The sequence below is a fragment of the Streptomyces sp. NPDC042102 genome, assembly GCF_055582305.1.
Map to the genome: position 1 here is coordinate 667,570 of NZ_JBVJDL010000002.1, position 12,570 is coordinate 680,139.

The 12,570-nt window shown below is 70.2% G+C and carries 9 protein-coding genes; 4 read left to right on the top strand and 5 right to left on the bottom strand.

Annotated features, from left to right (window positions below):
* Nucleotides 1-11: 11 nt before the first annotated feature.
* Nucleotides 12-419, bottom strand: coding sequence for a VOC family protein (locus tag ACZ6KO_RS11080; RefSeq protein WP_469302929.1), 408 nt, complete (start codon nucleotides 417-419; stop codon nucleotides 12-14).
* A 439-nt stretch (nucleotides 420-858) separates the two neighbouring features.
* Here ACZ6KO_RS11080 and ACZ6KO_RS11085 point away from each other — a divergent pair, with 439 nt between their 5' ends.
* Complete coding sequence (locus tag ACZ6KO_RS11085; protein ID WP_469302931.1) at nucleotides 859-2,016, top strand: alkaline phosphatase PhoX; 1,158 nt, start codon at nucleotides 859-861, stop codon at nucleotides 2,014-2,016.
* A 71-nt stretch (nucleotides 2,017-2,087) separates the two neighbouring features.
* Here the strand turns inward: ACZ6KO_RS11085 and ACZ6KO_RS11090 are convergent, their stop codons facing one another.
* The 3 genes from ACZ6KO_RS11090 to dusB all read right to left on the bottom strand — a co-directional run bounded on the left by ACZ6KO_RS11090 (nucleotide 2,088) and on the right by dusB (nucleotide 7,700).
* A complete protein-coding gene (locus tag ACZ6KO_RS11090; protein ID WP_469302933.1) occupies nucleotides 2,088-3,092 on the bottom strand; it encodes an ArsR/SmtB family transcription factor in 1,005 nt (334 codons plus the stop codon).
* A 377-nt stretch (nucleotides 3,093-3,469) separates the two neighbouring features.
* Complete coding sequence (gene ppdK, locus ACZ6KO_RS11095) at nucleotides 3,470-6,181, bottom strand: pyruvate, phosphate dikinase (protein ID WP_469302936.1); 2,712 nt, start codon at nucleotides 6,179-6,181, stop codon at nucleotides 3,470-3,472.
* Between the two features lie 376 nt (nucleotides 6,182-6,557).
* Nucleotides 6,558-7,700, bottom strand: a complete 1,143-nt coding sequence (gene dusB, locus ACZ6KO_RS11100) for a tRNA dihydrouridine synthase DusB (protein ID WP_469302938.1) — start codon at nucleotides 7,698-7,700, stop codon at nucleotides 6,558-6,560.
* 52 nt (nucleotides 7,701-7,752) lie between these two features.
* Between dusB and ACZ6KO_RS11105 the strand changes: the two genes are divergently transcribed.
* The 3 genes from ACZ6KO_RS11105 to ACZ6KO_RS11115 all read left to right on the top strand — a co-directional run bounded on the left by ACZ6KO_RS11105 (nucleotide 7,753) and on the right by ACZ6KO_RS11115 (nucleotide 10,959).
* Complete coding sequence (locus ACZ6KO_RS11105) at nucleotides 7,753-9,204, top strand: MFS transporter (protein ID WP_469302941.1); 1,452 nt, start codon at nucleotides 7,753-7,755, stop codon at nucleotides 9,202-9,204.
* Nucleotides 9,205-9,306: 102 nt separating this feature from the next.
* Nucleotides 9,307-10,344 carry an aldo/keto reductase gene (locus tag ACZ6KO_RS11110; RefSeq protein WP_469302944.1) on the top strand — a complete coding sequence of 346 codons (1,038 nt, stop codon included), beginning with the start codon at nucleotides 9,307-9,309 and terminating at the stop codon, nucleotides 10,342-10,344.
* Between the two features lie 21 nt (nucleotides 10,345-10,365).
* Nucleotides 10,366-10,959: a TetR/AcrR family transcriptional regulator gene (locus ACZ6KO_RS11115; protein ID WP_469302947.1), complete on the top strand. Its 594-nt coding sequence runs from the start codon at nucleotides 10,366-10,368 to the stop codon at nucleotides 10,957-10,959.
* A gap of 109 nt (nucleotides 10,960-11,068) precedes the next feature.
* Here ACZ6KO_RS11115 and ACZ6KO_RS11120 read toward each other — a convergent pair whose 3' ends face one another.
* Nucleotides 11,069-12,451: a glycine--tRNA ligase gene (locus ACZ6KO_RS11120; protein WP_469302949.1), complete on the bottom strand. Its 1,383-nt coding sequence runs from the start codon at nucleotides 12,449-12,451 to the stop codon at nucleotides 11,069-11,071.
* Nucleotides 12,452-12,570 lie beyond the last annotated feature (119 nt).

Genomic DNA, 12,570 nt, shown 5'->3' on the forward strand with positions numbered 1-12,570 from the left:
GCCTGAACCGCTCAGCCCTGCACGGCGGCCGGGTCCATCCACATGATCTCCCAGGTGTGGCCGTCGAGGTCCTCGAAGGTGCGGTTGTACATGAAGCCGAGGTCCATCGCCGGGCGCGGCTCGGTGCCGCCGGCGGCCACGGCCTTGTCGACGAGGGCGTCGACGGCCTCGCGGCTCTCGTTGCTCAGGCACAGCAGCACCTCGGTGCTGGTGGCGGTGTCGGTGATGGACTTGTGGGTGAACTCCTTGAACTTGGCCTCGGTCAGCAGCATCGCGAAGATCGTGTCGCTGATGACGAGCGAGGCGGCGGTCTCGTCGGTGAACTGCTCGTTGAAGGAGTAGCCGAGCTCGACCCAGAAGGCCTTGCTGGCGTCCAGGTCCTTGACGGGCAGGTTCACGAAGATCATGGTGGCGGACATCTCGGTGTCTCTCTCTTCTCTCTCGTCCCGCGCGGTGTGCGCTGTCGAGAGGTGGACCGCGGGAGCCGGGGAAACTCATCGCTCCCCGCGAGATTTCTTCAAAAAAATCTCCGGCGGGAGAGGAAGTGCAGGTCAGGCGGGTGGAGGGAGCCGCAGGGCGGCGTGCGGGGCGATCCGGGTGACGCAGGGGCCGAGCAGCCGGATGCCGGCTCCGCCCCGGGGCGGAAAGTCCGGAAAACCGCCCGGGTGCCGGGTCCGTCCCCCGCGGCGGCGCCTCGGTCCGGACCACGGAAGTCACTGCTGGGGAATTGACCGCACGCCGGTCGCTCGTGCGTCATGAGGTGTTGATGTCCAGTCAACTCTGGACTCCTAGGTTCCTCGACGCGCGCGACCTCACGGGCCGGCCGGCCCGCGGGGCTCCCCTCCCACAGGAGTGACCGTGGAACGTCGTACCTTCCTGCGTGGTGCCGCCATCGGCACGTCGGCCGCCGCCTTCGGCGGCACGCTGATGCACGGCGCGGCCTACGCAGCGCCGGCTCAGCCCGGCCCCGGCCCCTACGGGGCCCTGGGCGCGGCGGACGCGAACGGCATCATGCTCCCCAGCGGCTTCACCAGCCGCGTCATCGCCCGCTCCGGGCAGACCGTCAGCGGCACCTCGTACACCTGGCACAGCGCGCCCGACGGCGGCGCGTGCTTCGCCGACGGCCAGGGCTGGATCTACGTGTCCAACTCGGAGATCGACCCCTCCGGCGGCGCGAGCGCCGTGAAGTTCGACTCCGCCGGCACGATCACCGGCGCGTACCGCATCCTCGGCAGCACCCGGCAGAACTGCGCGGGCGGCAAGACCCCGTGGAACACCTGGCTCTCCTGCGAGGAGGTCAGCCGCGGCTACGTCTACGAGACCGACCCGTACGGCATCATGGCCGCCGTCCGGCGCCCCGCGATGGGCCGCTTCAAGCACGAGGCGGCGGCCGCCGACCCGGTCCGCAAGGTCATCTACCTGACCGAGGACGAGTCCAGCGGCTGCTTCTACCGCTTCGTCCCCACCACCTGGGGCAACCTCTCCTCCGGCACCCTCCAGGTCCTCAAGGCCGGCACGGCCACCTCGGGCTCCTTCACCTGGGTGAACGTGCCCGACCCGGACGGTTCGCCGACCGCCACCCGCAGCCAGGTCTCGGGCGCGAAGAAGTTCAACGGCGGCGAGGGCTGCCACTACGCCAACGACACGGTCTGGTTCACCACCAAGGGCGACAACCGGGTCTGGCAGCTCAACGTGGCGAACAACACCTACGAGCTGGCCTACGACGACTCGCTCGTCTCCGGCGGGGCCCCGCTGACCGGCGTGGACAACGTCACCGGCTCCTCCTACGGCGACCTGTACATCGCCGAGGACGGCGGCAACATGGAGATCTGCGTGATCACCCCGGACGACGTGGTCGCGCCGTTCCTGCGGATCACCGGCCAGTCCTCGTCGGAGATCACCGGCCCGGCCTTCTCCCCCGCCGGCAACCGCCTGTACTTCTCCAGCCAGCGCGGTACGAGCGGCAGCTCGACGGCCGGCATCACCTACGAGGTGACCGGCCCCTTCCGTACCTGAGCACCGCCCGCGGGCCGCGCCCCCGTCCCCGTTTCGGGGGGCGGGGGCGCGGCCCGTCGCTCCGCGCGGCCCTACGAGGCCACGGCCCCGCCCTTGAGGAGGGCCGCGCCCAGCGGGGTGACCGTGTGGAGCACCGCGTTGCCCCGGCGCAGGGTGGTCACCAGGCCCGCCTCGCGCATCACGCACGCGTGCTGGCTCGCGGAGGCCAGCGAGACCCCGGCGCGGCGGGCCAGCTCGCTGGTGGTCGCCCCGTCCCCGATGGCCCGCAGGACCACCGAGCGGGTGTGGCCGACCAGCTTGCCGAGGGTGCGCTGGCGGTGGTCCTCCAGCACGGCCGGACGGATCGCCTCCGGGCCGGTGGGCGCGGAGGCCAGGTGCGCCGCCGCCGGATAGACCAGCACCGGCGGCAGCTGCGGGTCGTGCAGCGTCACGGCGGTGCGCCGGCAGAAGAACGACGGCTGGAGCAGCAGCCCGCGCCCGCGCAGCCGCACGTCGCGGTCCACCGGGTAGTCGCACTCCAGGACCGGCGCCCGCCAGCGCAGCATCGGCGGCAGCGAGGCCAGCAGCTCGTCCGCGCCGCCGTCGAGCAGCGCCCGGCCGCGCGCGGCCCGCTCCGCCTCGATCTGGGCCTGTATGTGCGTCCAGTACGGCTCCACGGCCGCCCGGTGGTAGCCGCGCAGCTCCCCCAGCAGCCGCGGCAGCTGCCGGGGCCCGCCGTCGGCGAACTCCCGCAGCCGCGGCGTCGGCGGACCGCCACCGCCCACCAAGGACAACTCGCGCCGCAACCGCTCCGCGCGTATCCCGCGCAACGCGTCGAGGCCGACGTCCCACCCGTACTGCCCCTCAACAGGAGTCAGAAAATCGGGGAAATAGCCACGACTCGGTATGAGCGCACCTAGGAGCCGTGTTTCAGTATTCAACCGGCTCCGCGTTTCAGTACGCCATTCACCGAACAACCGGGCGTCACGCCGGTCTCTTAAACGGTGAAAACTAAGAATCGTTTCCCACAACGCATCGGGACGCCCTGCCATCCGTACGCGTGCCAGGTCCACTCCAGTGAAATGGATACGCAGCACCGAACCCCCACCTGTGCAACCGCAATCCCCCCGCCCCATGAGTATGCACGCCGTCACACGACGTCACCACGCCCTTTCGGCCACAGTTGAAACCCCTTTCGGCAGGGGCGTGACAACCGAAATCCTGTACTCCGCCGAGCACACTCCGGTGCGACCGAAACGCTCCGCGAAGGCCGTGGGGGGCTTTGCGGGGCCTGGCGGTCGGTCGCCCCGGGAAGCGCCGACGTGCCCGGCAGATTGACAGCAGGCGGTGGACGGGTGGGGATCCGTCCGCCGCCTGCTGCCGTAAAGATTTGTTGAACAACAAAAAATTGCGCGTCCGCCCTCGGGGGTCAGGGAACCCGGGGGCGGACGCGGTCAGTGGGGCGCTGTAAGGGTCAGCGGCTGTCGGAGCCCTTTGCCTCGGCGGCCGCGCGGCCGGCCTCCAGACGCGCCACCGGAATCCGGAACGGCGAGCAGGAGACGTAGTCGAGGCCCACCTCGTGGAAGAAGTGCACCGACTCCGGGTCGCCGCCGTGCTCGCCGCAGACGCCCAGCTTCAGGTCCGGGCGGGTGGCCCGGCCGGCCTGGACGGCGCTGCGGACCAGCGAGCCGACACCGTCCTTGTCGATGGTCTCGAAGGGCGAGACCCCGAAGATGCCCTTCTCCAGGTACGCGGTGAAGAAGCTGGCCTCGACGTCGTCGCGGGAGAAGCCCCAGACGGTCTGGGTCAGGTCGTTCGTACCGAAGGAGAAGAACTGCGCGGCCTCGGCGATCTGGCCGGCCGTCAGCGCGGCACGGGGCAGCTCGATCATGGTGCCGATGGACAGCTTGAGGTTCGTGCCGGTCGCGGCCTCCACCTCGGCGATGACCTGGTCGGCCTCCTCGCGGACGATCTCCAGCTCCTGGACGGTGCCCACCAGCGGGATCATGATCTCGACCCGCGGGTCGCCCTTGGCGTTGGCGCGCTCGGCCGCGGCCTCGGCGATCGCCCGGACCTGCATGGCGAACAGGCCGGGGATGACCAGGCCGAGGCGGACGCCGCGCAGACCCAGCATCGGGTTCTGCTCGTGCAGCTTGTGCACGGCCTGGAGCAGGCGCAGGTCGTTCTCGTTGGCGTCCTTGCGGGACTCGGCGAGGGCGACGCGCACCGAGAGCTCGGTGATGTCGGGCAGGAACTCGTGCAGCGGCGGGTCCAACAGGCGGACGGTGACGGGCAGGCCGTCCATCGCCTCGAACAGCTCGACGAAGTCCTTCTTCTGGAGCGGCAGGAGGGCACTGAGTGCCTCCTCGCGCTCGCCGTCGGTGTCGGCGAGGATCAGGCGCTCGACCATCTCGCGGCGCTCACCGAGGAACATGTGCTCGGTGCGGCACAGGCCGATGCCCTGGGCGCCGAACCGGCGGGCGCGCAGCGCGTCCTCGGCGTTGTCGGCGTTGGCGCGCACCCGCAGCCGGCGGACGCGGTCCGCGTAGGCCATGACCCGGTGGACGGCGGCGACGAGCTCGTCGGCGTCGTCGGCGCCCGCGTGCATCCGGCCCTCGAAGTACTCGACGACCGGGGACGGTACGACGGGTACCTCGCCGAGGTACACCTTGCCGGTGGAGCCGTCGATGGAGACGACGTCGCCCTCCTCGATGACCTGCCCGTCCTTGGTGGTCATCCGGCGGCGCTTGGTGTCGACCTCGAGCTCCTCGGCACCGCAGACGCAGGTCTTGCCCATGCCGCGGGCGACGACGGCCGCGTGCGAGGTCTTGCCGCCGCGGGAGGTCAGGATGCCCTCGGCGGCGATCATGCCGTCCAGGTCGTCGGGGTTGGTCTCGCGGCGGATCAGGATGACCTTCTCGCCGGAGCGGGACCACTTGACGGCCGTGTAGGAGTCGAAGACGGCCTTGCCGACCGCCGCGCCCGGGGAGGCGGCGATGCCGCGGCCGATCCGGGTGACCTGGGCGGACTCGTCGAAGCGGGGGAACATCAGCTGCGCGAGCTGGGCGCCGTTGACCCGCTGGAGGGCCTCGGCCTCGTCGATCAGGCCCTGGTCGACGAGCTGGGTGGCGATGCGGAAGGCGGCGCCGGCGGTGCGCTTGCCGACGCGGGTCTGGAGCATCCACAGCTGGCCGCGCTCGATGGTGAACTCGATGTCGCACAGGTCCTTGTAGTGCGTCTCGAGGGTCTCCATGATGTCCATGAGCTGGTCGTAGGACTTCTTGTCGAGCTGCTCCAGATCGGCGAGCGGGACCGTGTTGCGGATGCCCGCGACGACGTCCTCGCCCTGCGCGTTCTGCAGGTAGTCGCCGTAGACGCCCTGGTGGCCGCTGGCGGGGTCGCGGGTGAAGGCGACGCCGGTGCCGGAGTCGGGGCCGAGGTTGCCGAAGACCATGGAGCAGATGTTGACGGCCGTGCCCAGGTCGCCGGGGATGCGCTCCTGGCGGCGGTAGAGCTTGGCGCGGTCGGTGTTCCAGGAGTTGAAGACGGCCTCGACGGCGAGGTCGAGCTGCTCGCGGGCGTCCTGCGGGAACTCGCGGCCGGCCTGCTCGGCGACGATCTTCTTGAAGCGGGTGACCAGCTTCTTCAGGTCGGCGGCGTCGAGGTCGGTGTCGACGCTGACCTTCTTGGCGGCCTTGGCCTCGTCGAGGGCCTCCTCGAAGAGCTCGCCGTCGATGCCCAGGACGGTCTTGCCGAACATCTGGACCAGGCGGCGGTAGGAGTCCCAGGCGAAACGCTCGTTGCCGGCCTGGGAGGCGAGGCCGGTGACGGAGGCGTCGGAGAGGCCGATGTTGAGGACCGTGTCCATCATGCCGGGCATCGAGAACTTGGCGCCGGAGCGGACGGAGACCAGGAGCGGGTCGTCGGACTGGCCGAGCTTCTTGCCCATCTTCTTCTCGAGGGCGTCCAGGTGGGCGCTGACCTCGTCGCGCAGCGCGGCCGGGGCCTCGCCGCTCTCCAGGTAGACCTTGCAGGCCTCGGTGGTGATGGTGAAGCCGGGAGGGACCGGCAGACCCAGGTTGGTCATCTCGGCGAGGTTGGCACCCTTGCCGCCGAGAAGGTCCTTGAGGTCGCGGTTGCCCTCAGTGAAGTCGTAGACGAACTTCTGATCTTTGTTTTCCGACACGGGTCTCGACTCCTCGAGGACTCGGTGGCTGCCCTGACGGCGAGGAACATACCCAGATCGAAGGCTTCTGGGTACGTCCACTTGGCCGACACATGGCCGTAACCACCCATGCGCCCATGGATCGAAAGTAACTCACTGGTAGCCAAAAGCTCCGAAGAGCCTTCACAAGCCGAAGCGAGCATGCGCTCCTGTCGCATGATCACGCTCGGATGAGCGATCATCGATACATTTGCGTTCAAGTCTTGAACGCACAAAGGGTGGCACCCAGTGCCACCCTTTGGAAGTCATACCCGTGATGTTCATGCTCATCTGAGCGCAACCCCACCCATGCGTGGCGTATCTCACGCTGCCCGAGGGGGTCCTGGGGGCCGTTTTCTCAGCCTCCGGACGTGTCCAGCTCGGCGTCCTCGCTCACCCCGGCGCAGTCGTACGGATCCTTCAGCCAGCCGTCCGGGAGGACAACCCGGTTGTTTCCGGACGTCCGGCCGCGCGGACCGTCCGCACCCTCGGGCCAGGGCTGGTCCAGATCAAGCTCGCTCAGATGAGCGTCCAGCTCGGCCAGGGAGGAGGTGACCGCCAGCTTCTTGCGCATCTCGGAACCGACCGAGAAGCCCTTGAGGTACCAGGCCACGTGTTTACGGAAGTCGATCACCCCGCGGGCCTCGTCGCCGATCCACTCGCCCAGCAGCGTCGCGTGGCGCAGCATCACGCCGGCGACCTCGCGCAGCCCGGGCGCCGTGTAGTCCTCCGTACGCCCCTCGAAAGCCGCCACCAGGTCGTTGAACAGCCACGGGCGCCCCAGGCAGCCGCGGCCGACCACCACGCCGTCGCAGCCGGTCTCGCGGACCATCCGCAGCGCGTCCTCGGCGCACCAGATGTCGCCGTTGCCGAGCACCGGGATCTCCGGCACGTGCTCCTTGAGCCGGGCGATGGCCTCCCAGTCGGCGGTGCCGCCGTAGTGCTGGGCGGTGGTGCGCCCGTGCAGCGCGATCGCGGTGACGCCCTCCTCGACCGCGATCCGGCCCGCGTCCAGGTAGGTGAGGTGGTCGTCGTCGATGCCCTTGCGCATCTTCATCGTCACCGGCAGGTCGCCGGCCCCGGCCACGGCCTCCTTGAGGATCGCCCGCAGCAGGTGGCGCTTGTACGGCAGGGCCGAGCCGCCGCCCTTGCGGGTGACCTTGGGGACCGGGCAGCCGAAGTTCAGGTCGATGTGATCGGCGAGGTCCTCCTCGACGATCATCCGGACGGCCTTGCCGACCGTCGCGGGATCCACCCCGTACAGCTGGATCGACCGGGGCGTCTCGGTCGCGTCGAAGTGGATCAGCTGCATGGTCTTCTCGTTGCGCTCGACCAGGGCGCGCGTCGTGATCATCTCGCTCACGAACAGCCCCTTGCCGCCGCTGAACTCGCGGCACAGGGTGCGGAACGGGGCATTGGTGATGCCGGCCATGGGCGCGAGCACCACCGGCGGCCGCACGGTGTGCGGGCCGATCGCGAGGGCGTCAGGGAGCGTGGTCATCCCCCCATTCTCCCGCATGCCGCGGTGATCAGGTCTCCGTACTATCGGCGGCATGCACGAGGTGAGTCCCCGGCGGCGCATGCTCGTCCTGGCGATCTGCTGCATGAGCCTGCTGATCGTCAGCCTCGACAACACCGTCCTGAACGTTGCCCTGCCGCAGATGCGGCGCGAACTGCACGCCCCGATCTCGGGCATGCAGTGGACCATCGACGCCTACACCCTGGTGATGGCGTCCCTCCTGATGCTGGCCGGCTCCACCGCCGACCGGATCGGCCGCCGCAAGGTGTTCCTGGCCGGCCTGGTCCTGTTCATGGCCGGCTCGCTGCTGTGCTCCCTGGCCCCGGACATCGGATGGCTCATCACCTTCCGGGCCGTCCAGGCGGTGGGCGCGGCCATGCTGAACCCGGTCGCCATGTCGATCATCGCCAACACCTTCACCGATCCGGCCGAACGGGCCAGGGCGATCGGCGTGTGGGGCGGTGTGGCCGGCATCTCGATGGCGGCCGGCCCGCTCGTCGGCGGCGTGCTCGTGGACTCGGTGGGCTGGCGGTCCATCTTCTGGCTCAACCTGCCGATCGGGCTCGTCGCGCTCGCGCTGACCGTGCGCTACGTCCCGGAGTCGCGGGCCCCGCGGCCGCGCCGGCCGGATCCGGTGGGCCAGCTGCTGATCATGGCCCTGCTGGGATCGATCACGTACGGGATCATCGAGGCGCCGTCGGCGGGGCTGGACAGCGGGCTGGTCCTGGGCTGCGCGGCGGTCGCGGTGATCTCCTTCGTGGGGATCCTGGTGTACGAGCCACGGCGGACGGATCCGCTGATCGACCCGCGGTTCTTCCGCAGCGCCCCGTTCAGCGGCGCGACGGTCATCGCGATCAGCGCGTTCGCCGGGCTGTCCGGGATGCTCTTCCTGACCACCCTCTACCTGCAGGACGTACGGGGGCTGGACGCCCTGCACGCCGGTCTGTGGATGCTCCCGCTGGCGCTGGTGACCTGCCTGATCGCGCCGCTGTCCGGGCGCCTGGTGGCCTCCCGCGGGCCGCGGCTGCCGCTGGTGGTGGCGGGGCTGGGGATGGGCGGCAGCGGGCTGCTGTTCGCCGCCTTCGCGGCGGAGCGCTCGAACGCCCTGATGCTCGCCGCGTTCCTGCTGTTCGGACTGGGCTTCGGCATGGTCAACTCGCCGATCACCAATACGGCGGTCTCGGGCATGCCGCGTTCCCAGGCGGGCGTCGCGGCGGCCGTCGCCGCCACCAGCCGGCAGACCGGCGGCACCCTGGGGGTGGCGGTGATCGGTTCGGTCCTGGCGGCCGGGCTGGCGCGGGGCCACGAGTTCACCACGGCGGCCGGCCCGGCCTGGTGGATCATCACGGTCTCCGGCGCCCTGGTGCTGGTCCTGGGGCTGCTCACCACGGGCGCCTGGGCCCGGGCGACGGCCGAGCGCACCGCCCGCGAACTGGAACCCACCCCCGAGGGCGGCCCCGGCGCGGCGGTGGCGCCGGGCCGGTAACCGGCGGCCGTACCCGAACCCCGCACACGCGTTGTCCATCACCTTCCGCATGACCGATGACAGATATTGAAATCTGTCATCGGTCATGTCATGGTTGGTGGCATGACGACGCACACCCACACCCCCGCACAGCCCCGCCCGCACCGCACCCTCGGCAGCACCGGCCCCTCCGTCTTCCCGCTGGGCCTGGGCTGCATGGGCATGTCCGCCCTCTACGGGGAGGCCGACCGCGCCGAGTCGATCGCCACCATCCACGCGGCCCTCGACGCCGGCGTCACCCTGCTCGACACGGGCGACTTCTACGGCATGGGGCACAACGAGCTGCTGATCGACGAGGCTCTGCGGACCGCGCCCGCGGCGCTCCGCGACCGGGCGCTGACCAGCGTGAAGTTCGGCGCGCTGCGCACGGTCGAGGGCGGCTTCAGCGGGTACGACGGGCGCCCCGACGCCGTGCGGAACTTCCTGGCCTATTCCCTCCAGCGGCTCGGCCGGGACCACATCGACATCTACCGGATCGCCCGCGTCGACCCGGACGTCCCGATCGAGGAGACCGTCGGCGCGATCGCCGAGGCCGTCCAGGCCGGGCACGTCCGCCACGTCGGCCTGTCCGAGGTCGGCGCGGACACCCTGCGCCGGGCCGCCGCGGTCACCCCCATCGCGGACCTGCAGATCGAGTACTCCCTGATCTCGCGCGGCATCGAGCCGGAGATCCTGCCCACCGCCCGCGAGCTCGGCATCGGCGTCACGGCCTACGGCGTGCTCTCGCGCGGCCTGATCAGCGGCCACTTCAGCCGGGACCGGCAGCTGGCCCCGGGTGACTTCCGCGGCATGAGCCCGCGCTTCCAGGGCGAGAACCTCTCCCGCAACCTGGACCTGGTCGAGGCGCTGCGCAAGGTCGCCGAGGACAAGGGCGCCTCGGTCGCCCAGATCGCCATCGCCTGGGTGCTCTCGCGCGGCGAGGACATCGTGCCGCTCGTCGGCGCCCGCCGCCGGGACCGGCTGGCCGAGGCGCTCGGCGCCCTGGACATCACCCTGAGCGCCGAGGACCTCGCGGCCGTCGAGGAGGCGGTCCCGGCGGACGCCGTGGCCGGCGAGCGCTACCCGGCGGCGCAGATGGCCCACCTCGACAGCGAGCACTGAGCTGACGGTACGGTCGTACCCATGCCACCCGCTGCCGCCGAACCCCTGACCCCCGAGCGCATCCTCGAGACGACCGAGGAGGTGCTGCGCCGCTTCGGCCCGGCCAAGGCCACCGTGGTGGACGTGGCGCGGGCCCTGGGAGTCAGCCATGGCAGCGTCTACCGGCACTTCCCGTCGAAGGCCGCACTGCGCGAGGCGGTCACCGACCGCTGGCTGGGCAGGACCGCGGACCGGCTGGCGGAGATCGCCGGAGCCGCCGACCAGCCGGCGCCGTCCCGGCTGGAGGCCTGGCTGGAGGCGCTGTTCGAGGCCAAGCGGGCCAAGGCGGGCGACGAGCCGGAGCTGTTCGCCACGTACACGGTGCTGCTCGCCGAGAACAGCGGCGTGGTCGACGCGCACCTGAACGAGCTGATCGCCCAGCTGGCACGGATCATCGAGGAGGGGGTCGGCGCCGGCACCCTGGCCGCGCCCGACGTCCCGGCGGCGGCCCGCGCGGTCTTCGACGCGACCGGCCGCTTCCACGACCCGCAGTACGCACCGGAGTGGACCTCGCCGACGATCGCCGCGGAGTTCGAGGCCGTCACCGCCCTGGTGATCCGGGGCCTGCGCGCCTGAGCGGCGATGCCGCCGCGAACGACCGGTGGCCCGGTGCGCGTCTCGCGCACCGGGCCACCGTCGTGTCCGCCGCCCTCGGGGCGGCCGGACGGGATCTTGTCCCCAGGACCTAGCAGCCCAGCAGGCGGGCGCCGAGGTAGGCCTGGATCTGGTCCAGGGAGACGCGCTCCTGCTTCATGGTGTCGCGCTCGCGCACGGTCACCGCGTTGTCGTCCAGGGTGTCGAAGTCGACGGTGACGCAGAACGGCGTACCGATCTCGTCCTGGCGGCGGTAGCGGCGGCCGATGGCGCCGGCGTCGTCGAACTCGATGTTCCAGTTCCTGCGCAGGTCCGCCGCGAGGCCCTTGGCCTTCGGCGACAGCTTCTCGTTGCGGGACAGCGGCAGCACGGCGACCTTGACCGGGGCCAGGCGCGGGTCGAGGCGCATCACGGTGCGCTTCTCCATGACGCCCTTGGCGTTGGGGGCCTCGTCCTCGTTGTACGCGTCGAGCATGAAGGCGAGCATGGCGCGGTTCACGCCGGCCGCCGGCTCGATGACGTACGGGGTGTAGCGCTCGCCGGCCTCCTGGTCGAAGAACGTGAGGTCGTGGCCGGAGGCGGCGGAGTGGGCCTTGAGGTCGTAGTCGGTGCGGTTGGCCACACCCTCGAGCTCGGAGAACTCACTGCCACCGAAGTTGAAGCGGTACTCGATGTCGGCGGTGCGCTTCGAGTAGTGGGACAGCTTCTCCTTCGGGTGGTCGTACCAGCGGATGTTCTCCTCGCGGATGCCGAGGTCGCGGTACCAGTTCCACCGCTCCTGCATCCAGTACTCCTGCCACTGCTCGTCCTCGCCCGGCTTGACGAAGAACTCCATCTCCATCTGCTCGAACTCGCGGGTGCGGAAGATGAAGTTGCCGGGGGTGATCTCGTTGCGGAAGGACTTGCCCATCTGCGCGATGCCGAAGGGCGGCTTCTTGCGGGAGGTCTGCTGGACCACGGCGAAGTTGGTGAAGATGCCCTGGGCGGTCTCGGGACGCAGGTACGCCTTGGAACCGGTGTCCTGGGTCGGGCCGAGGTGGGTCTCCAGCATGCCGGAGAACTGCTTGGGCTCGGTGAACTGGCCCTTCACACCGCAGTTGGGGCAGTTGACGTCCGCCAGGCCGTTCTCGGGCAGGCGGCCGTGCTTGGCCTCGTAGGCCTCCTCCAGGTGGTCGGCGCGGTGGCGCTTGTGGCAGGAGGTGCACTCGGTCAGCGGGTCGGAGAAGGTCGCGACGTGACCGGAGGCGACCCACACCTCGGGGGCCAGGATCACGGACGAGTCGATACCGACGATGTCCTCACGCCCGGTGACCATCGCCTTCCACCACTGGCGCTTGATGTTCTCCTTGAGCTCGACACCGAGCGGGCCGTAGTCCCAGGCGGCCTTGGAACCGCCGTAGATCTCACTGCACGGGAAAACGAAGCCACGGCGCTTGCTCAGGCTGACGATGGTGTCGATCTTGTCGGCGGCCACGATGCTCTCTTCATTACGAGGACGAACGCGAATGCCTCAGGTTACCGGCGCCCGCACCCTCCCTTTCAAATCGGTTCCCCGTCCCCAGGCCCCTCACCAGGGTTTTTGACAACCGTTTC